Consider the following 22,019-nt stretch of genomic DNA (forward strand, 5'->3'; position numbering starts at 1 on the left):
TTGGTCTGAGTTTTAGTATTTGCTAAATGAATAAAACTCAAGTTTAAAGTGAATGTATATGCACCTTTTTAAACGAGCGTCAGGATAACGAATGAAACTGAACCCAAGGCAAACAGAAGCAGTAAAATACGTTTCTGGGCCATGCTTAGTACTTGCTGGTGCAGGCTCTGGTAAAACCCGTGTGATCACTAATAAAATTGCTTATTTAGTACAGCAGTGTGATTACAAAGCACGCAATATTGCCGCGTTGACTTTTACTAATAAAGCGGCACGTGAAATGAAAGAGCGTGTAGGGCAAACATTGGGACGTCAAGAATCGAAAGGGTTGATGGTTTCTACCTTTCATACTTTAGGTTTGAATATCATTCGTCGTGAATATAAGCATTTAGGTTTAAAAGCCAGTTTTTCACTGTTTGATGATCAAGACCAAATGGCGCTTCTCAAAGAGCTCACCGAAGATGAGCTTGAAGGCGATAAAGATTTATTAAAGCAATTAATGTCCTCTATTTCTAATTGGAAAAATGACATGTTATCGCCAGCCGATGCGGCAGCACACGCCCGTAGTGAGCGCGATCAATTGTTTGCACATTGCTATGAAATGTACCAGCGTCAAATGAAAGCCTATAACGCATTAGATTTTGATGATTTGATTTTACTGCCTGTTTTGTTGCTGCGAGATAACGCCGAAGTGCGTAAACATTGGCAGAACCGTATTCGTTACTTGCTGGTGGATGAGTATCAAGATACCAATACTAGCCAATACTTATTTGTAAAACTATTGGTAGGTGAGCGTGCGCGCTTTACTGTGGTTGGTGATGACGATCAGTCTATTTACTCATGGCGTGGAGCGCAGCCAGAAAATCTAGGCTTGCTGAATAAAGATTTCCCTAGTTTAAAAGTGATCAAACTCGAGCAAAATTACCGTTCGACCAGCCGTATTTTGCGAACAGCGAATATTTTGATCGCTAATAACCCCCACTTATTTGAAAAAGCCCTTTTCTCTGAGATCCCTGATGGCGCGATGCTTAAAGTGATCACAGCGAAAAATGAAGAGCATGAAGCAGAAAAAGTGATTGGTGAACTCATTGCTCATCGCTTTATGAATAACACCGCTTATAAAGATTATGCGATCTTGTATCGAGGTAACCATCAGTCACGCTTGTTTGAAAAGTCGCTGATGCAAAACCGTATTCCTTATAAAATTTCAGGTGGCACATCATTTTTCTCACGTTCTGAAATCAAAGACATCATGGCGTACTTACGTCTACTGACTAACCTCGATGATGACAACGCATTTTTACGTATCGTCAATACACCACGTCGAGAAATCGGCCCAGTGACACTCGAGAAGCTTGGGACATACGCTAACATGCGTGGCAAAAGCTTGTTTGCCGCGAGTTTTGAGATGGGGTTAGAGCAACACCTATCAGGTCGAGGTTTAGAATCACTGCAACGCTTTACCCATTGGGTTAATCAATTAGCAGATAATGCTGAACGCGGTGATACGGTGGCGGCTGTGCGTCAATTAGTGCGTGATATTCATTACGAAGATTGGCTATACGAAACCTCACCAAGCCCAAAAGCTGCTGAGATGCGAATGAAAAACGTCTCTGATTTATATAGTTGGATCACCGCTGATTTAGAAGGTGATAACTATGATAATGAAGAGAAAACCTTAAAAGAAGTGGTGCAACGTTTAACCCTACGCGACATGATGGAACGAGGGGATGATGATGACGATGCTGATCAAGTACAACTTATGACGTTGCACGCCTCTAAAGGGCTGGAGTTTCCTTATGTGTTCTTAGTGGGGACAGAAGAGGGGATCTTGCCGCACCAAACCAGCATTGATGAAGAAAACGTTGATGAAGAACGTCGCCTTGCATATGTTGGGATCACGCGAGCACAGCGCGAACTAACCTTTACTTTATGTAAAGAGCGTCGTCAGTATGGCGAGCTAATCAAACCTGAGCCAAGTCGATTCTTGTACGAATTACCACAAGATGATTTGGAGTGGGAAAGTGAGCGCAAACCTGTTTCTGCTGAAGAGCGGATGAACAAAGGGCAAGCGCATATTGCTAATATTCGCGCGATGTTTAAAAAGTAACCCTACAAAATAGCGGCCATATAAAAAGAGGGTGAGCATTAATAATGCTCACCCTCTTTATTTATGATTGAGAAATTTATGGTTGAGAAAAATTATAAGCCAGCAATCATATAATTAATTGCGGCAACAATTTCTTCATCACTACAATCCATACAGGCCCCTTTTGCAGGCATAGCCTTAAAGCCATTAATAGCATGATCGGCTAACACATCTTTACCTTGGGCAATACGAGCAGACCAATCACCCGCATCGTCTTTCTTTGGCGCCCCCATGACACCAGAAGTATGACAAGAAGCACAAAAAGTATTATAAACGGCATCACCATTACGTGGAGCTACTGTGACTTCTACAATAGGGGCTTCACCTTCAAGATGTAATGAACCTACAGGTTTAATGCGTTCAGCAATAGCTTCATCTGTCATGTCGTCAGCAACTGTGGGAGCTGCAATGGTGAATGCGACTACAGCAGCGAATAAAAATTGTCGAAAAGAAAAATCCATGGCGTTCACCTTATACTTCCCAATTGTATTTTTAGTTGTTGTTATCTTTATGCGCAGCTAATGTTGAAATTGAACGGTTAATGTTTTTAAATGATTATATTGTTGCATATTTGTTAGTATATCGGGTTGTGCTGTAGGATCAAACTTGTGCGCTGTATTTGTATGATACGAATCAATAGTTATTTGAGCATAAAATCAGCGAGCGAAAGAAAAATAAAAAAAAACACTTGCCGAGAGGCGTTCTGATCCGTAATATTCACCCCCGTCGATAGGGCAAGGCGCCCGTAGCTCAGCTGGATAGAGCGTTGGCCTCCGGAGCCAAAGGCCGAAGGTTCGAATCCTTTCGGGCGCACCATTTAAATGGTCGTATTGGCGGAAGGTAATACATTGGTGGCTATAGCTCAGTTGGTAGAGTCCCGGATTGTGATTCCGGTTGTCGCGAGTTCAAGCCTCGTTAGCCACCCCATATTATAGAGAGTTGATACGTCAGCTTTCTGGCTTTTTTAAAGCCCGCTTGTTTATTCAAGCACACAGAATTAAGTCGGTGAATAGCGCAGTTTGGTAGCGCATCTGGTTTGGGACCAGAGGGTCGGGGGTTCGAATCCCTCTTCACCGACCACTTATAATGGTGGCTATAGCTCAGTTGGTAGAGTCCCGGATTGTGATTCCGGTTGTCGCGAGTTCAAGTCTCGTTAGCCACCCCATTATTTAGGTTATCTTATTAAGAAGCCTTGGCATTAAAAGCCTAAAACATTGTCGGTGAATAGCGCAGTTTGGTAGCGCATCTGGTTTGGGACCAGAGGGTCGGGGGTTCGAATCCCTCTTCACCGACCACTATTAAGAAAACCGTATCGAAAGATGCGGTTTTTTTTCGTCTATAGAAAAGCTTAAGTCGCTCAGTGTTATTGATTAGATCGCCAAGGGTCGGGGGTTCCCTGATATTAGAACCTTGCTCTTCACCGACCATCATTAAGAAAACCGTATCGAAAGATGCGTTTTTTTTTCGTCTATAGAAAAGCTTAAGTCGCTCAGTGTTATTGATTAGAGCGCCAAGGGTCGGGGGTTCCCTGATATTAGAACCTTGCTCTTCACCGACCATCATTAAGAAAACCGTATCGAAAGATGCGGTTTTTTTTCGCCTATAGAAAAGTCCAAGTAGCCCAGTGTTGTTGATTGGGGCCAGAGAGGTGGAGGATTCCCTGATGTTAGAGCTTCGCTTTTTATCGTTCCTAATGAAGGAGCTGTATCGTAATCGTAGGTTTTCTTCGTCGCCAATCTGATTTTATGTGGTGATAGATTTTAATAAATTTCTAATTATCCACTTATATATCTAGTAAATTAAAATTTTTGGTTGTTACTGTTGTGTATTTTTATGAAAGCAGTTGATGTTGTGATTATGTAAATCGTGGTAGTTGTTGTTAGTGATAAATTATTCATAACTTGTCTTTTGTTTTTTTAGGAAATAGTGATTATTTTGATGATTTTGCATGATATTGCTGTTTTTGTGGGTGTTTTGCATTGAAAATATATTTAGGTGGATATAGTTTTACCGATAAGTAAAAGTGAATAATTATTCGATAATTCACATTTATTATAGTTTTTTGCTTTGAAATGTTGCTTTTGTGTGAAATATTTGACAGATTGATAGGCCGACATGCCATAGATGAATGTTCTGGTGTGGAAAGGATTCAAGTTTTTATATTGGCAGGATCTGCCAAGCAATTGAGGTCGGTCATGGCTTTATTAGAAGTAAAAAACCTTCGGATAGAATATCCATCCCGCCATGGGGTGCATGCTGCGGTGAAATCATTGTCGTTTTCTATTGAGCGCGGTGAAATTGTCGGCGTAGTGGGTGAATCTGGTGCGGGTAAATCAACCGTCGGCAATGCGGTGATTGATCTATTGAGTCCACCAGGACAAATCGCTAAGGGTGATGTGTATCTTGATGGGACAAAAATTTCAGGGCTGACGCCAGAGCAAATGCGTCAGGTACGTGGCGCTAAGATAGGGTTTATTTTCCAAGACCCAATGACATCGCTAAACCCGCTATTTACGGTTGAACAACAACTCACTGAAACTATAGTAACCAATTTACAAGTCACTCAGCAGGAAGCGTACAAACGTGCATTAACGTTAATGGAGCAGGTGGGTATTCCGCAACCGGAATTGCGCATTAAGCAATACCCTCACCAGTTTTCAGGCGGTATGCGCCAACGTGTCGTGATTGCTATCGCGCTGGCAGGAGAGCCTGATTTAATCATTGCTGATGAGCCTACAACAGCGTTAGATGTTTCGATTCAAGATCAAATTTTGACGTTGATCCGTGCGTTGTGTGTTGAGAAAAACGTCGGCTGTATGTTGGTTACTCACGATATGGGCGTTGTCTCGAATGTGACTGATCGCGTTGCAGTAATGTATCGCGGTGACTTAGTCGAGCTCGGCACCACAGAGCAAGTTTTACACCGTCCAGAACATCCATATACTCAAAGCCTAATTTCAGCTGTTCCACGTTCAGATATTAAATTACAGCGTTTTCCATTGGTGAATTATATCGAAGCGGCAGAAGAAACGCCGCCATTAGATGTTAAAAATCATTGGTTAGGGCAGCGCCAAGAGCAACGTGATTATTCAGGACCATTGTTGAATGTAGAGAACGTGAGTTTGCGCTTTGTGACCAAAGATTCTTTCTTTGAAAGTCGTCGGGAATATGTTCAAGCCAATAATGATGTCAGTTTCCAAGTCTTTGAAGGTGAAACCTTTGGCTTAGTGGGTGAATCTGGCTCTGGTAAATCAACCATTGCTCGTGTAATTGCTGGTTTATACCCGCCGAATGAAGGTCGGGTGACATTTGAAGGAATGGATCTAACGGCGCTGAAAAGTGAAGCTGACCGTCGTCCTTTCCGTCGTCAAATGCAGATGGTCTTCCAAAACCCCTATACCTCGATGAATCCACGGATGCGTATTTTCGATATTATTGCAGAGCCTATCCGTTTTCATAAATTAACCGAGAACGAAGCACAAACCCGTCAAATTGTGCATGATTTATTGGATCATGTTGGATTAGGACGTGCCTCTGGGGTGAAATATCCTCACGAGTTTTCAGGCGGTCAACGTCAACGTATTTCTATTGCTCGTGCTCTCGCAACACGTCCACGATTGTTGATCTGTGATGAGCCAACATCAGCTCTGGATGTGTCTGTTCAAGCACAAATTTTGAATTTACTTAAAGATCTGCAAGACGAATTGAATTTAACCATGCTGTTTATCAGCCATGACTTACCCGTGATCCGTCAAATGTGTGATCGCATTGGGGTGATGCAAAAAGGTACTTTGCTGGAAGTGGCGAAAACTGAACAGCTTTTTACCGATCCTCAACATGAATACAGCCAACATTTAATTTCACTAATGCCAGAATTTAAAGGGATTAGTCAAAATGGATTAAAGCGCGCTTAGTCCACATCAACAAACATTACTCGCGGGAGAGGTCCCGTGCATAAAGGAGTTATGCAATGAAAACCATCAAGAGCAAATTAGCCGTAGCATTGATTGCCGCGGGGTTAAGTTTTAGTGCTACTGCTGCAGAAATCAAACTGGGTTACGCTTCGGATCCTGTTTCATTAGATCCGCATGAGCAGTTATCAGGCGGTACGCTACAGCTATCTCATATGGTGTTCGATCCTCTTGTTCGTTTTACCCAAGATATGGATTTTGAGCCGCGTCTAGCGGAAAGCTGGGAGCGTGTTGATGATCACACGTTCCGTTTCAAATTGCGTCAAGGGGTGAAATTCCATTCGGGTAATCCACTTACGGCGGACGATGTGGTATGGACATTTAATCGCCTGCAAGATTCGGCAGACTTTAAAAAGATCTTTGCCCCGTATTCTGAAATGAAGAAAGTGGATGACTACACGGTTGAGTTGATCTCGAAAGGAACCTATCCACTGGTACTACAAACTGCGACATACATCTTCCCAATGGACAGCAAGTTCTACACAGGGAAAACCGCTGAAGGTAAAGATAAAGCGGAAATTGCGAAACACGGTAACTCATTTGCTTCTACCAATCTTTCAGGTACCGGTCCATTTATCGTTACAGAGCGTGAGCAAGGGGTAAAAGTTGAATTTACCCGTAATGCAAATTACTGGGATAAAGCGTCAAAAGGTAATGTAGATAAGCTAACACTATTGCCTATCAAAGAAGATGCAACACGTCTTGCAGCGTTGCTTTCTGGTGGTGTTGATATGATTGATCACGTTGCACCTAATGATCATAAACGTTTGAAAGAAGCAAAAGATGTTGATCTGGTGACACTACCGGGTACCCGTATTATCACGTTCCAAATGAACCAGAACAGCAATGAAGCGTTGAAAGATGTGCGCGTACGTCAAGCGATTGTACATGCGATTAACAACGAAGGCATTGTGAAGAAAATCATGAAAGGCTTTGCGACTACGGCAGGTCAACAGAGCCCAGTGGGATACCAAGGTTACAATGCTGATTTAGTACCGCGTTATGATGTGAAAAAAGCCAAAGAATTAATGAAAGAAGCGGGCTATGCCGACGGTTTTACATTAACCATGATGGCACCGAATAACCGTTATGTGAACGATGCAAAAGTAGCGCAAGCGGTAGCGGCGATGCTGTCTAAAATTGGCGTGAAAGTCGATCTCAAGACCATGCCAAAAGCGCAATATTGGCCTGAGTTTGATAAGTGTGCGGCAGACATGATGATGATTGGTTGGCATGCCGATACTGAAGATTCAGCGAACATGACAGAGTTCCTAACCATGACGCGTAATGAAGAAACAGGTCAAGGTCAGTACAACTGTGGTTTTTACTCTAACCCTGAAGTCGATAAGTTGATTGAAGCGGCGAACGTAGAAACCGATCAAGCCAAACGTAAAGTCATGCTACAGAAGGTAGAAGCGACGTTGTACAACGAAGCGGCGTTTGTCCCACTGCATTGGCAGAGCCTTGCATGGGGCGCGCGTTCAAATGTACACGCGGCCGATATTGTTAACCCAATGGAACAGCCTTACTTTGGCGATCTTGTGGTCGATGAAAAGTAAGTAATGTTATAGCGAAAGCGACAGTGCCGGAGCTTGCTCCGGCACTTTTTCAGGAAGAAAGAGAAGGGGCAGGGAATGTTTACGTTTCTGGTCAAGCGCCTGTATCAGGCACTGATAGTGATGTTTGTGATCAGTTTGGTGGCCTTTGCCATCCAAGATAACCTTGGCGACCCATTACGAGAGTTGGTGGGGCAATCTGTATCAGAAGCAGAACGACAACAATTACGTGATGATTTAGGACTTAACGATCCGTTTATCACCAAATACAGCCGATTTTTAGCTAATGCGGTACAAGGCGATCTTGGCACGTCTTATACCTTTAAAAAGCCTGCCACAGAGGTGATTTTAGACAAGTTAGTTGCCACCTTAGAGTTAGTTTTTGGTGCCACAATTATTATTGTCTTGGTCTCTATTCCGCTTGGCGTGTACTCCGCGATTCATCCCAATAGTTTCTTAACCAAAGCCATTATGGCGTTCAGTAGTATTGGTATATCAATTCCCGTTTTCTTAACTGCCATTATGTTGATGTACGTCTTTTCTATTGAGCTAGGTTGGTTACCTTCGTTTGGTCGAGGTGAAACCGCCAACTATTTAGGTTGGGAGTCGGGGTTCTTTACCCTTGATGGCTTAAAGCACCTTGTGCTGCCATGTGTTGCCTTAGCGTCGATTATGTTGCCGTTGTTTATTCGTTTAGTGCGCTCTGAAATGTTAGAAGTGTTGAGCTCTGAATACATTAAGTTTGCGAAAGCGAAAGGGCTACCGATGAAAAAGGTCTACTACCAACACGCCTTAAAAAACACCATGCTGCCGGTATTAACGGTTGGCGGGGTGCAGATCGGTACCATGATTGCTTACACCATTTTGACTGAAAGTGTATTCCAATGGCCAGGCACAGGATTACTGTTTTTAGATGCCATTAACCGTGTTGATACCCCACTTATCACAGCTTACGTGATTTTTGTTGGCTTGATCTTTGTTGTAACTAATACCATCGTCGATTTGCTCTATGGATTGGTTAACCCGACTGTAAACCTGACTGGCAAGGGAGAGTAAGTCATGAGTAATACACTAGCTGCACCAAGCCGTTGGGAGCGTTTTAAAAACTCCGATATTTTGTATTATTTTAAGAAAGACAAAGTGGCGATGGTGTGCTTCGCTGTCTTTCTAACGTTTGCCACCACGGCATTGTTTGCACCGTTTATAGCGCCGAGTAATCCGTATGATTTAGCGTCGATAGATATTATGGATTCAGAGTTACCGCCATCATGGATGGAAGATGGTGATGAGAATTTCTTACTTGGTACCGACGATCAAGGCCGTGATATTTTATCGACCATGCTTTATGGTGCGCGTTTATCACTAACGATTGGTTTACTTGCTGTTGCACTGCAAATGACACTGGGGATCGTGATTGGCTTAACTGCGGGTTATTATGGTGGCCGTGTTGATAGTTTCTTGATGCGTATTGCCGACGTGCAGTTGTCATTCTCGACCATGATGGTGGCGATCATCGTTTCTGCGATTTTTCGTACCGCATTAGGTGCTGAAACCTATGCGCAATATGCGGTGATCATGCTGGTGATGATCATTGGTATTGCTGAATGGCCTCAGTATGCACGTACAGTGCGAGCTTCGGTATTAGCCGAGAAGAAGAAAGAGTATGTTGAAGCGGCAAAAGTCATGGGCTTTAGAGCGCCACGTATTATGTTCCGTCATATTCTGCCAAACTGTTTATCACCGATCTTAGTGATATCAACGGTACAGGTGGCGAACGCCATTATGTCAGAAGCGGCCTTGTCATTCTTAGGCTTAGGTTTACCGGTAGATCAGCCATCATTGGGTTCACTGATCAGTATCGGCTTTAAATATATCTTCTCTGGCGCGTGGTGGATCACCGTCTTCCCAGGTATTTTGCTGGTGGTATTAGTACTGGTAATCAACTTGTTAGGTGATTGGTTACGGGATGTGTTTAACCCGAAGATTTATAAAGGTTAATGAGCTGACGTTTAGATAGTAAAAAGGCGACCTATTGGTCGCCTTTTTTGATTTGTATTACTTGCTTGATGCTTTCCACTTTGTCAGTAGATCTCTTGCGAATGCTTCATTAGAAGCAAACATACCAAACATGTTTTTAACTGTACTGTCTTCTGTGATCAGTAAATTACGATCTTTGGCAATGATCTTGAAGTTCATATCGTTATCGCCGTCTGGGAAATCGATAAATAGGTTATCGTTTTGAATTGCCCAACTAAGCTCCATTGACTCACCGTTTTCTTCAATCGTCACTTTATCAGTTGTAAAGCGCATTGTTGCTAACATTGGATCAGGGTTATAGGTTGTAGAGTCATCTGCAATAAAGAAGAAAGTCTTATTCGCAAAGGTTTCAGCATAAACAGCTTCTTTCTGACGCAGATCTTTCTTACTCCACAGGATTAGATCACCGTCATTTTGTGGTACAGCGAGTGAGACGTCTTGAGTCATGTAGATGAAAGTATCTGCTTCACCATCAGAAACGATAGCGTCACCGTTGATCGTAAATTCACCTGTCGATGTTTTACCTGTGTTGTAGCGTGTCATTTCTAGCGTGTTAGCAGAGATAACTTTTGCGTAATCAATACCTTCTTGAGTCGCATATGCTTTATTTAAGCTTACTGCCCACATTTCTTCGTTAACAGCAAAGTAGCTTGCAGTGGTGTAAATGGCTTTACTTACTGCTTGGCCTTTTTCATCAAATTCAATGTTGATGGTGTTCAAATCTTCTTTGTTGTTAATTTTTTCATCTAATATTTTGCTGATGTCAGTGGTTGTTTTAACGAGTTTGTCGGCATCGATAGCTGCAATGGTCGTTGGTAGTGTGGTTGTAATTGAACGCGCAATCGCATGCACTTTCTGTGCATTATCATCACTTTCTTTTTGTGCAACATAATCACCAGCAATGGTGTTAAGTGGCAGGTTTAGCTCATCTGCAAGGGCTTCTAATGTGGTGTCTTTTGTGTGTGCCATTGTAGTAAAAGGCGTCACTGAAATAGTGTTATTCTCAATATTATCACTTGCAGAAACGATGTATTGGAAGTCATTGCCTAACTTACCACTCTTATCTGAGTCACTAGTCACCGATGCTTTTGCTGATACTATGATATTGAATTTAGCATCTTCTTTGCTAATTTCAGCTTTACCGTTTTTGTCTGTCTTAACGTTTAACTGTTCATTAGTGTCACATACATTATTGTCGTTACGGTCAATACAGATATTTGCGTTGGCTAGGTAACCATCGATAGCTTGAATGGTGATAGTGCTAGTATCTGGCGTTGGTTGTTCAGTATCAGGCTTACCAGTGTCAGGGTTGCCTGTCTCAGGAGATGGATTTTCAACATCTGGTGCTGTTGGCGTTGAAGATGAATCGTCGTTACAGCCAGTAAGAGTTAGCGTCGCAAGAAGGGATGCTGCAACAAGAGACAGTTTAAATTGCATGATATAGATTTCCTTAAACAATATGCACAGTTAATCAGCCGAAAATAACATTAAAACAGTGATTTATAGTTGATTTTTCGATATGTTTGCAATTAAGGAAAATAAAATCAATGGTAAAAAAGTGCTTATTCTTATGATGAATACTATATTTTATAAAATGCGATAAGATTAACGAAATTGCTGGCTGGCATTAAGTCTAATGCTTTAGCTACATCAATATTTTGATAATAAAAAAGGCGACCAATGGCCGCCTTTTTTATCAGTGAAACTCAAATTTAGAATAGTAAATGTGCCATGCCTGCAATCACAGGCAAGGTGACCAGTGTACGTAGGATGAAAATTACAAATAGTTCCCACGCTTTAACGGGTACTTTACTACCGATCAGCAGTGCACCAATTTCAGACATGTAGATAAGTTGTGTCACTGACATTGCTGCGATGATGAAACGGGTCATATCGCTTTCAATGGTCGACGCCAAAATAGATGGCAAGAACATATCTGCAAAACCTACCACAATCGTCTTTGATGCTGCTTCCGCTTCAGGAATGTGCAGCAATTCTAAGAACGGAATAAATGGCATGCCAAGGTAATCAAACAGTGGTGTGTTCTCTGCTATCACCAGTGCAATAGTACCAATAGCCATTACAACAGGCAGTACGCCAAACACCATATCTACGGCATTTTTCACACCATCTAACGCAATTGCTGGAATACTTTTAACTTCAGCTGCTTTCTTTAGTGCTTGGTGTAAACCGTAAGAGAAAACGTTGTGACCTTGTGGCACATTTTCATCATGTTGACTCTCTGTTGTGCCATCAATGTAGATGTTTTTCTTACGTGATAGTGGCGGTAGACGAGGCACAATAATTGCCGCGACAAGACCAGCAAGGCATACCGTTAAGTAGAACGGTGCAAACATGTGCTCTAAGTTAACTTGCGCGATCACGACTAAGCTAAAGGTAATAGATACCGCTGAAAAGGTTGTACCAATAATGGCCGCTTCACGTTGGGTGTACATTCCCGATTCGTATTGCTTACTGGTCAATAATACGCCTACCGAGCCATCACCTAACCAAGATGCAATGCAGTTAACGGATGAACGGCCAGGCAAACCAAAAATCGGACGCATGATACGAGTAAATAAAGTGCCGAAAAATTCCAGTAGACCAAAATTGAGTAGAAGCGGCAGTAGCAAACCGGCAAAAATAAATACTGAGAATAGAACAGGTAGTAAATCGTTTAATACAAGACCGCCTGTCGCGTCGTTACGAAACATTACAGGGCCAATATTAAAGTACGCCATAACAGCAAAGATAGCACCAAGCTGTTGAACCACAAACCACATTGGTGATGGGTTTAGTAAGCCATTTAAAAAACCATTGCGTGTAATAAACCCTGGCTTAAACACTTTAGTGATGATCGACATGATAGCTGTAAAGCTGATCACGCCTGTCACAATCGATGTCAGTGAATGTTCAAACTGCGCTTGAATAGTTTTCGCTAAAACAGCGATAGGGATTGTAATGTCACCATTAAAATTAATCGGTGCCATAAAAAGAAAAACACCAATTAATGATGGGATAATGAACATTAGCCAGGTGTTTAAGGTGTTTTTAGGTGGTGCTACTGCTTGGTTATGCATCTTGATTTACAACCTACTGATAGAAACTGCCGAATAAATAGGAATACCCTCTATAGACCCTGTGAGAATAACTATTCACTGGTTTTCCATATTTAGGGAGGGAGAGATTACATTCTTTTAATAAAGCATGGAATAGTTGACTGGTAAAAAATGGTTAATTATGTAAATGTTTTTTGATTTTATTCTGATTTTTATGTGTTTAGTAAACGTTATGATTTAACAAATTAATAAAAATTAGTGTGTTATGACTATTATACTGTGATGGGTATTTGACTCATTATTCTAGAGGTTCTAGATACTCTTCTCATTTGCGCAATATTATTACTTATATGTAATAGTGTTTTTGCTTTGGTAGGGATTATGTTTTTCTTTGTAATGGTTATAATGATGACATTAAACAATATGTTGTATTTATTGCTTTAGCTTAATTATAACGTTACCAATTTATTGAGGTTTGCTATGACAGAACAACATCATAATCATTTTCACGTTGGTCAAATTATTGAAAATCATCCATTTGCAGCGGGAGATGGTGCTGTTCTGGAAATGTTCCGCAATGATATGACGAATGTTGTTTTTCTTGGTTTAGAGAACATTACTGAAGATGAACAACAACTGCTTGCTGAATCAGGTGCTGAGTTTGGTGTATTAAGCACTGAAAATGGCGGTTGTTTAGTGGTACTAAAACTCGGTGATCTGGCGTTTGATATTCAGTTTAATGCTGCGGTGATCCCTAATGAGTTTTTTGCACAACCTGCTGAAGATACAGCTTCATTAACATTAAACATGATGGCTGTTGATACACAAAGCAATGAAATGAAAGTGATCCGTGAGTTTTCATTGCCAGCAGAAGTTAGCCATAAATTAATTGATGTGGTTAACAAGCAGCGTGAAATCGAAGATGTGATGGCTGTGAATGCAGAAAACATGCATTTACTAAACACTATCAGCACTGAAGAGTTGCTAAAACAAATCACGCTTACGCAAATTCAAAGTGTGATTGCGCCAAGCTGTAGTTGTGGTCATGATCACCACCATCATCACTAATTAATGAATATATTTTAAAAAAACATCGCCTTTGCGCGGTGTTTTTTTTCGTCTTAATTACGCTTACGCTGTCGTGATTAAAAAACGTCAGGCCAAAGATTCATTTTGAGTGGTAGAGGGTATATAGCAAAAGGGCTTTGAACATGCCGTTCAAAGCCCTTTCTAAATTCTTTTTTCAGTAAGGTATTTTAATGCTTACTTATTGTTGCCGTTTTTGTATAGAGAAGAAAACGCTGGAGTGTATAGAGCAACAATTTTATTTACGATGCGAGTCATGGAATTACCTATAAAGTTTAAGCTGTTTTTACTGTACAACCTTCGCCCAACCCTAAGATATATAGGCATTCAGTCGTGTTTCGATGCGCGAATTATAGATATTTTTGGAACATTGAAAAATGAAAAAAACTAGTGTTTTAGTATTAGTTTTACTAATGAATTGGCGGTGTGTGTTAATAGGTAAAAATACGCTTTTAAACTAAGCTCTTTCGGTATCGTTGATAAAAGCAATAGCATAAAAAAGGCGATGTATTTCACTACATCGCCTTATCTATATTAGGTTCGTGTTAATGCCTAGCGCATTGTCACAAATTCCTCAGAGCCTGTTGGGTGAATAGCCACAACGCTATCAAAATCAGCTTTTGTTGCGCCCATCTTCATCGCGACACCAAAGCCTTGGATCATTTCGTCAACCGCGAAACCAATACCGTGTAGACCGACTACTTTCTCGTCATCGCCTGCACAGATCAGCTTCATCTTACATGGTTGACGGTGCGCAGTAACTGCGGTGTACATTGCTGTGAAGCCTGACTTGTACACTTTCACGTTTTCTTCGCCGTATTGCGCAATCGCTTCAGCTTCAGTAAGACCGATAGTACCGATTGGTGGGTGGCTAAATACTACTGTAGGGACTAATTTGTAGTCCATCTTCGCATCAGGTTTGTTGTTAAATAGACGCTCAGAAAGCTGACGACCTGCTTTAACTGCTACAGGTGTTAGTTCGATACCGCCTTCCATGATGTCACCGACACAGTAGATACCAGGAACGTTAGTTTGTTGGTATTCATCCACTTTGATGAAACCACGGTTATTGGTTTCAACACCCGCAGCGGCTAGGTTGATGGCATCTGTAGTTGGCTCACGACCGATAGCCCAGATCAGTACGTCAGTATTGTGTGATTCACCGTTTTCAAAGTACAGCGTGATTGAGCCGTCTTTTTCTTTCACTACTTCTTTTGGCACAGATTGCGTATGTAACGCTGGCCCTTCAGCTGCCATAACTTCAACTAGCGTATCTACAATCATTGGATCGAAGCTACGTAGTGGTGATTCTTTACGTACGAATAAGTGCGTATCTGTACCTAGTGCATTTAATACACCAGCGATTTCAACGGCAATGTAACCTGCACCAATGATAGCGGCACGTTTTGGTTGCTCTTTTAGTTCGAAGAAACCGTTAGAGTCGATACCGTAGTGTGCGCCTTGGATTGCAGGAATTGATGGACGGCCACCAACAGCAATAAGAATGTGATCAGCGGTGTAGTGTTCACCGTTTACTTCAACCGTTTTCTGGTCAACGAAATGGGCAAAACCGTTGATCACTTCAACTTTGTTATTGCCTAGTACATTGTCGTAAGAAGTGTGGATACGGCTGATGTAAGCTTCACGGCTTTCGACCAGTTTGCTCCAGTCAAAACCTTTTACATCAACATTGAAGCCGTAATCTTTTGCGTAAAGGTGCATAGCTTCAGCGATTTGAGCACCGTGCCACATCACTTTTTTAGGTACACAACCTACGTTTACACAAGTACCGCCGAGTGCTTTTGCTTCGATAATCGCAACTTTTGCACCATACATTGCAGCACGGTTTGCCGATGCAATACCGCCGCTACCACCGCCGATACAGATGTAATCAAAATGCTTTGCCATGACTTTACTCCATTAATATTCGTTATATTCGTGACGAGCTATTGAGCTAGTGTAATAAAGATTGGGGTGCCTGACGAGGATTTAAAATCGGAAAATACGATTGATTTGCTATTAAATCATCGGAAATTGAGATTGTGGCACGAATTATCTGGTACAGGCAGCATACACTGCCTGTATTTAAAGGGAGGAAATATTGCCAATGGAGCTTATTCAGGCACAACCCATTTAACGGTGTGGTGACCATGATTAGGCGCAATGGCTTGCTGTAACCAAGGTAGAATGTCACGCATTTGGCTTTCTAGCTTCCAAGGCGGGTTAATCACAATCATGCCTGATGCTGTCATACCGCGCTCTTCACTATCAGGCTCTACACCCAGTTCAATTTGTAAGATTTTTGGGATATTTAAATCTTTTAAGCCTTGAAGCATGTTGTCGATAGTTTCACGATAAACCACAGGGTACCAAATCGCATAGGTACCTGTCGCCCAACGTTGATGGCTTTGCTTGATCGCTTTTACTACATCTTGGTATTCATGTTTAAGTTCATAGGGGGGATCGATCAGTACCACACCGCGACGCTCTTTCGGCGGTAGGGTCGCTTTTAAGCGAGCAAAGGCATCTTCTTTATACATTTTTACTTGGCGATCGCCACGGAACTCTTGCAGGAGTAGAGGGAAATCACTTGGGTGAAGTTCGGTGAGTACCATACGGTCTTGATCACGGATTTGTGCGCGTGCCACTTTTGGAGAGCCAGGGTAGTAACGCAGCTCTTCGCCGTGATTAAGATCTTTAATCGTTTCAATGTAGCTTTGGATCGCTTCAGGGATATCATCACGTGACCAAATACGTGCAATACCTTGTTTAAATTCACCGGTTTTTTCGCTGCGCTCATCTTGCAGATCGTAACGACCTACACCTGAGTGGGTATCGTGATAGACGAAAGGTTTATCTTTCTGCTTGAGTGCATCCAAAATTAAGCTTTGAACAATGTGTTTAACCACGTCGGCATGGTTGCCAGCATGGAAGCTGTGACGATAACTCAGCATGAAATCAATCTCTATCGGTATATAAAAGGAGAGGGGTTAAACAGTATTATCGTTAATTCTCACCTATTATCCAACCATGACACCACCTTTAGAGTGAACAATCATGAGTAAATGCGTGAATTCTTGCCTTTTTATACACTAAACCACGCAAACGATTGAAATTTACCTATCGCGGGCGCATGTTAATAATAAGATAAAAAAATAAAGGAAAAGCGTATGTCTAACCCATTATTGACGATGACCGATTTGCCACCGTTTGCTCATATTAAACCTGAGCATATTAAGCCCGCGGTTGAACAAGCGATCGCAGATTGTCGTGAAAATGTAGAATCTGTGTTGATGGAAATGGCAGAGCCAACTTGGGAAACCATCTGTGCGCCTTTAGCTGAAACTGATGATCGCCTAGGTCGTATTTGGTCACCTGTCGGTCATCTTAATGGCGTGAAAAATAGTGCTGAATTACGTGAAGCGTATGAAAGCTGTTTGCCTCTGTTATCTGATTACAGTACCTGGGTTGGACAACACAAAGGATTGTACGAAGCCTATAAAGCGATTAAAGCGAGCGATAAATTTGCGTCGTTGAATAAAGCGCAGCAAAAGTCGATCAAAGACGCCTTAAAAGAATTTGAGCTATCAGGTATTGGCTTACCTGCACAAGAGCAAGCGCGTTACGGTGAGATCAGTAAACGCTTATCTGAGCTATCTTCAACCTTTAGTAATAACGTGTTAGATGCCACCATGGCATGGAACAAGGTCATTACTGATGTTGAGCAATTAAGCGGTTTGCCTGAATCGGTTTTGCTTGCGGCAAAAGCGAACGCAGAAGCGAAAGAGAAAGAAGGGTATTTATTCACCTTAGAAATGCCTTCGTACTTACCGGTAATGACTTACTGTGATAATCGTGAACTCCGTGCTGAAATGTATGAAGCGTTCGGTACCCGTGCCTCAGATCGTGGTCCTAATGCAGGTGAATTTGATAACACTGAAGTCATTGCAGAAAAACTGAAACTGAGCCACGAACTGGCTCGTATGTTAGGGTTTAACAGCTACAGTGAAAAATCACTGGCGACCAAAATGGCGGAATCTACCGAGCAAGTGTTAGGTTTCTTAAATGATCTTGCTGATCGTGCGAAGCCACAAGGTGAGCGTGAGGTGGCTGAGCTACGTGAATATGCTAAGAATGAATATGGTATCGACGATCTACAGCCATGGGATTTTGCTTACTATTCAGAGAAGCTAAAACAACATCGTTACAGCATTTCAGATGAAGAATTACGTCCATATTTCCCTGAAAAGAAAGTCGTTGCAGGTCTCTTTGAAGTATTAAAGCGTGTGTTTGGTTTAGAGATCAAACAACGTGACGGTGTAGAAGTTTGGCATGATTCGGTAACGTTTTATGACATCTTTGATAATAAAGGCAAACTTCGCGGTAGCTTTTATCTTGATCTTTACGCGCGCGATCATAAACGTGGTGGCGCATGGATGGACGAATGCATGGTTCGTCGCACCCGTATTGATGGCACACTACAAACCCCTGTCGCCTACTTAACTTGTAACTTTAACCGTCCGATTGGCGATAAGCCGGCATTGTTTACTCACAATGAAGTCGTAACCTTGTTCCATGAAACGGGCCACGGTATTCATCACATGCTAACGCAAGTTGATGTAGCGTCAGTATCAGGTATTAACGGTGTGCCATGGGATGCGGTAGAGCTACCAAGCCAGTTCCTAGAAAATTGGTGTTGGGAAGAAGAAGCACTGGCGTTTATTTCTGGTCACTATGAAACAGGCGAGCCACTACCAAAAGAAATGCTAGATAAGATGCTCGCAGCGAAGAACTTCCAATCAGCGATGTTTATTTTACGTCAGCTTGAGTTTGGTCTGTTCGATTTCACGCTATACACCGAATATGATCCAGAAGTGGGCGCACAGGTGTTAGATACCTTATTTAAAGTGAAATCACGTGTCTCAGTGGTACCAAGCCCAGAATGGGGACGTTTTCCACACAGCTTTAGTCATATTTTTGCTGGTGGCTATAGTGCAGGTTACTACAGCTATTTGTGGGCAGAATTATTGTCTTCTGATGCGTTTTCACGCTTTGAAGAGGAAGGCATTTTCAATCCGCTAACAGGTCAAGACTTCCTAACTTGTATTCTTGAGCAAGGGGGCAGTGAAGAGCCAATGGCGCTATTCAAACGCTTCCGTGGTCGAGAGCCTGAGCTAGATGCAATGCTGCGTCATAGTGGTATTACGGGTTAATTATGACTATTGCTGTATAAAAAAAGGCTCCTTTAAGGAGCCTTTTTTGATCGAGTAGAATGTTTAGTCTTGCGATGTCACGACCATAGGCCAGCCCATATCTGTTTGACGGGTTGCTTCTTGGTGTAGCTCACTACGCGTTAGCGGGTTGTTGATCAGCCATTTTGCAGGCAACAGTAACGTTAACTTATCGTTATCAACTTGCAGGCTAAATGGCGGTAAACAATGGGTATCACGACGGTGGCACATAATCACGGCAATACGTAATAAACGCAGTAATCGCGCCGCGCTTTGAGCTGAGAGTGCATGTTGCTCAGGTAAGCTGGTGAGAGGACCAATGTAGCGACGTAAGATTTCGGCCAGTAAATGACGTTGAGCACGGGTAAAACCAGGAAGATCTAGGTGCTTGATTAGATAAGCTGCATGATCTGCACTTTTCTTAAATTCAATGCTTGTCCCTATCTCATGCAATTTTACCGCCGCTTCCAATAAGTTTTGTGCTTGAGGCTCTAGTTGCCAATTTGGGCATTGGCTTAACATCGACATTGCCATATCGTTGACAATATCGGCATGTTCGGTATCAATTTGAAAGCGTTGCTGAACACTGTTTATGGTACGAGTACATACATCATGATGGCGCATTTGTTCCATCATTTCATACACCATGCCTTCACGTAGCGCGCCACCAGCTAGCGTCATAGATTCAATTTTTAATGACTCAAATAGCGCGATTAAAATTGATAAACCACTAGGGAATACTAATGCGCGTTCTAGTGTTAAACCTTCAATATCAAGATCTTCTAAGCGCTCGTATTGCATAGCTTGACGTTGTAAGCGCTTAAGCTTTTGCAAGGTAATGATTTCATCCATTCCTTGCGCCAGCATAATTTCTTGTAGTGCTTGTACCGTTCCACTGGCACCAACACAAGATTCCCAACCGAGTTCGGTATAGCGTTCAATGATCGGTTCAATGACTTCTTTGGCGCCATTAATTGCCGCTTCGAAGTTGGCTGAAGTGAGGTAGCGATCTTTAAAGTAACGTTCAAGCCAAGTCACACAACCAATTTTTAAGCTGGTTAAAGCGCTGCTATCAAACCCTTTGCCAATAATAACTTCAGTGCTGGCACCGCCGATATCGACCACTAAACGTTTATCACTACCACCAGAGGTGTGTGCGACCCCTTGATAGATAATGCGGGCTTCTTCTTCACCCGGAATAATATTGACCGGATAACCAAGAATAGCCTTCGCCTTGGAAAGAAATTCTTCTGCGTTCACTGCTGTACGTAAGGCGGCAGTACCAACGATACGGATATGGTCGGCTTTGATATCTTGTAAGCGTTCGGCAAAGAGAGCCAAACAATCAAGGCCACGCTGCATCGCTTCTTCGCTGAGTACATTTTGGTTGTTAAGCCCTGCGGCTAAACGCACTTTACGTTTGATTTTCGCGAGTGTCTGAACACTGCCATTTACTTCGCGCACAATCCACATGTGGAAACTATTTGAGCCGAGATCAATGGCGGCATAAAGCGGTGATACTGAATTTCTTTCCATAGACATACATTACTTATCGTTATTACGCAGGCTTATTGTTTTGAGGCGGACGACGGCGATTATTGCGCGAACGTTGTTGCCCTTGACCTTGGCCTTGACGTTGAGTGTTACGGCGACCACCTTGACGAGGATTTCGTTGGAGGCGGATCGGTGCTGGAAGATCGTCTAACAATGCTTCTGAATCATACTTTGACTGTGGAATACCATGTTCAATGTAAGTTTCAATAGCGGTTAGGTTAATAGCGTACTCTTCACAAGCAAAACTGATTGAGTGACCACTTAGGCCTGCACGACCTGTACGACCAATACGGTGTACATAATCTTCTGCATCATCAGGGAGATCGTAGTTAAATACGTGCGTTACTGCAGGGATATGCAAACCACGTGCAGCGACATCGGTCGCGACTAAGATATCAACATCACCGTTGGTGAATTGATCCAAAATACGCTCACGTTTTTTCTGTGGCACATCGCCAGTTAGCAAACCAACACGATGACCATCAGCAGCTAAGTGACCCCAAACATCTTCACAGCGGTGCTTGGTATTAGCAAAAATAATTGCGCGTTCTGGCCACTCTTCCTCGATCAACGTTTGTAATAAACGCATTTTTTCTTGGTTAGATGGGTAGAACAATTCTTCTTGAATGCGGTGGCCCGTTTTTTGTTCCGGCTCAACGACAACGCTTTCAGGACTATTCATATGTTCAAATGCTAATTCTTTCACACGGTAGGACAATGTGGCTGAGAATAGCAGGCTTAAACGCTCGCTCGGTGCTGGCATGCGACGGAACAAGAAGCGAATGTCTTTAATAAAACCTAAATCGAACATACGATCGGCTTCATCAAGTACTACGACTTGAATGCTCGCTAAATCAATAACACGTTGCTTGTAGAAATCAATAATACGGCCACACGTACCGATTAAGATATCCACACCCTCATCAAGAATCGCTTTTTGCTTCTCGTAAGGTTCGCCACCGTAAGCGAGGCCGGCTTTCAAGCCCGTACTTGCAATCAGTGATGATGCATCATTATAAATTTGGATCGCCAATTCACGCGTAGGCGCCATGATAATGGCACGCGGTTGATTGGTTTTTCGATGTGCAGGCGCAGCAGTCTCCAATAAATGGTTAAAAGTAGCGGTTAGGAAGGCAATGGTTTTACCCGTACCTGTTTGAGCCTGTCCCGCGATATCATGGCCAGTGAGCATAACTGGCAATGCCAAGGCTTGGATCGGGGTACAATTATGGAACCCTTTATCATCCAATCCTTTTAAAACTAGAGGGTTTAACCCTAGCTCGGCAAATTTCCGCTCTGTGATGTGAGTCGTCTTCATTGCTATAGAATATCAGCTTAGGGTTGCAATACGAAACGTATTCCATTCAAATAGGGTAACG

General features: G+C 42.4%; 14 protein-coding genes and 5 tRNA genes. 12 read left to right on the forward strand and 7 right to left on the reverse strand.

Translation table 11 applies throughout. From position 1 onward, the window contains the following. Positions 1–91 precede the first annotated feature (91 nt). On the forward strand, positions 92–2,107 hold the full coding sequence (gene rep, locus C9J45_RS19180) for a DNA helicase Rep (protein WP_107208554.1): 2,016 nt from the start codon (positions 92–94) through the stop codon (positions 2,105–2,107). 92 nt (positions 2,108–2,199) lie between these two features. On the opposite strand, the gene C9J45_RS19185 is transcribed toward rep, so the two are convergent. Further along, entirely contained in the window at positions 2,200–2,607 is a 408-nt protein-coding gene (locus tag C9J45_RS19185; protein WP_107288078.1) for a cytochrome c5 family protein, read from the reverse strand. A 278-nt stretch (positions 2,608–2,885) separates the two neighbouring features. Between C9J45_RS19185 and C9J45_RS19190 the strand changes: the two genes are divergently transcribed. The 9 genes from C9J45_RS19190 (at position 2,886) to C9J45_RS19230 (ending at position 9,671) form a co-directional block, all read left to right on the forward strand. After that, positions 2,886–2,962, forward strand: a tRNA-Arg gene (locus C9J45_RS19190). Positions 2,963–2,997: 35 nt separating this feature from the next. Then, positions 2,998–3,073: transfer RNA gene (locus tag C9J45_RS19195), tRNA-His, on the forward strand. A 76-nt stretch (positions 3,074–3,149) separates the two neighbouring features. Then, positions 3,150–3,226 (forward strand) — tRNA-Pro (locus C9J45_RS19200). A 9-nt stretch (positions 3,227–3,235) separates the two neighbouring features. Then, positions 3,236–3,311, forward strand: a tRNA-His gene (locus C9J45_RS19205). Between the two features lie 53 nt (positions 3,312–3,364). Then, a tRNA-Pro gene (locus tag C9J45_RS19210) sits at positions 3,365–3,441 on the forward strand. 900 nt (positions 3,442–4,341) lie between these two features. Beyond that, complete coding sequence (locus tag C9J45_RS19215; RefSeq protein ID WP_107208556.1) at positions 4,342–6,060, forward strand: ABC transporter ATP-binding protein; 1,719 nt, start codon at positions 4,342–4,344, stop codon at positions 6,058–6,060. A gap of 56 nt (positions 6,061–6,116) precedes the next feature. Next, positions 6,117–7,676 carry an ABC transporter substrate-binding protein gene (locus tag C9J45_RS19220; protein ID WP_107208557.1) on the forward strand — a complete coding sequence of 520 codons (1,560 nt, stop codon included), beginning with the start codon at positions 6,117–6,119 and terminating at the stop codon, positions 7,674–7,676. Between the two features lie 75 nt (positions 7,677–7,751). Then, the gene (locus tag C9J45_RS19225; RefSeq protein ID WP_005372184.1) at positions 7,752–8,729 is read left to right on the forward strand and encodes an ABC transporter permease; all 978 of its coding nucleotides are present in this window, start codon (positions 7,752–7,754) and stop codon (positions 8,727–8,729) included. Between the two features lie 3 nt (positions 8,730–8,732). Next, entirely contained in the window at positions 8,733–9,671 is a 939-nt protein-coding gene (locus tag C9J45_RS19230; RefSeq protein ID WP_006647518.1) for an ABC transporter permease, read from the forward strand. A gap of 57 nt (positions 9,672–9,728) precedes the next feature. On the opposite strand, the gene C9J45_RS19235 is transcribed toward C9J45_RS19230, so the two are convergent. Both C9J45_RS19235 and C9J45_RS19240 read right to left on the reverse strand, forming a co-directional pair. Next, positions 9,729–11,147 carry a hypothetical protein gene (locus C9J45_RS19235; protein ID WP_107292883.1) on the reverse strand — a complete coding sequence of 473 codons (1,419 nt, stop codon included), beginning with the start codon at positions 11,145–11,147 and terminating at the stop codon, positions 9,729–9,731. Positions 11,148–11,422: 275 nt separating this feature from the next. Then, entirely contained in the window at positions 11,423–12,790 is a 1,368-nt protein-coding gene (locus C9J45_RS19240) for a YjiH family protein (protein WP_107208559.1), read from the reverse strand. Positions 12,791–13,249: 459 nt separating this feature from the next. Here C9J45_RS19240 and C9J45_RS19245 point away from each other — a divergent pair, with 459 nt between their 5' ends. Next, positions 13,250–13,837, forward strand: a complete 588-nt coding sequence (locus C9J45_RS19245; RefSeq protein ID WP_107208560.1) for a hypothetical protein — start codon at positions 13,250–13,252, stop codon at positions 13,835–13,837. Positions 13,838–14,407: 570 nt separating this feature from the next. On the opposite strand, the gene gorA is transcribed toward C9J45_RS19245, so the two are convergent. Together gorA and C9J45_RS19255 are read right to left on the reverse strand one after the other, a co-directional pair. Then, positions 14,408–15,763: a glutathione-disulfide reductase gene (gene gorA / locus C9J45_RS19250; protein WP_107208561.1), complete on the reverse strand. Its 1,356-nt coding sequence runs from the start codon at positions 15,761–15,763 to the stop codon at positions 14,408–14,410. A gap of 206 nt (positions 15,764–15,969) precedes the next feature. After that, entirely contained in the window at positions 15,970–16,809 is an 840-nt protein-coding gene (locus C9J45_RS19255; RefSeq protein WP_107247861.1) for a 23S rRNA (adenine(2030)-N(6))-methyltransferase RlmJ, read from the reverse strand. A 216-nt stretch (positions 16,810–17,025) separates the two neighbouring features. Between C9J45_RS19255 and prlC the strand changes: the two genes are divergently transcribed. Further along, on the forward strand, positions 17,026–19,068 hold the full coding sequence (gene prlC, locus C9J45_RS19260; RefSeq protein WP_107292884.1) for an oligopeptidase A: 2,043 nt from the start codon (positions 17,026–17,028) through the stop codon (positions 19,066–19,068). A 63-nt stretch (positions 19,069–19,131) separates the two neighbouring features. On the opposite strand, the gene gppA is transcribed toward prlC, so the two are convergent. Together gppA and rhlB are read right to left on the reverse strand one after the other, a co-directional pair. Beyond that, positions 19,132–20,622 (reverse strand): guanosine-5'-triphosphate,3'-diphosphate diphosphatase, encoded by a 1,491-nt coding sequence (gene gppA / locus C9J45_RS19265; protein WP_107208576.1) that lies wholly within the window; start codon positions 20,620–20,622, stop codon positions 19,132–19,134. Positions 20,623–20,644: 22 nt separating this feature from the next. Further along, entirely contained in the window at positions 20,645–21,958 is a 1,314-nt protein-coding gene (gene rhlB, locus C9J45_RS19270; protein ID WP_107208564.1) for an ATP-dependent RNA helicase RhlB, read from the reverse strand. Between the last annotated feature and the right edge of the window lie 61 nt (positions 21,959–22,019).

This window comes from Photobacterium sp. GB-1 (genome assembly GCF_003026165.1).
Classification (GTDB): Bacteria; Pseudomonadota; Gammaproteobacteria; order Enterobacterales; family Vibrionaceae; genus Photobacterium.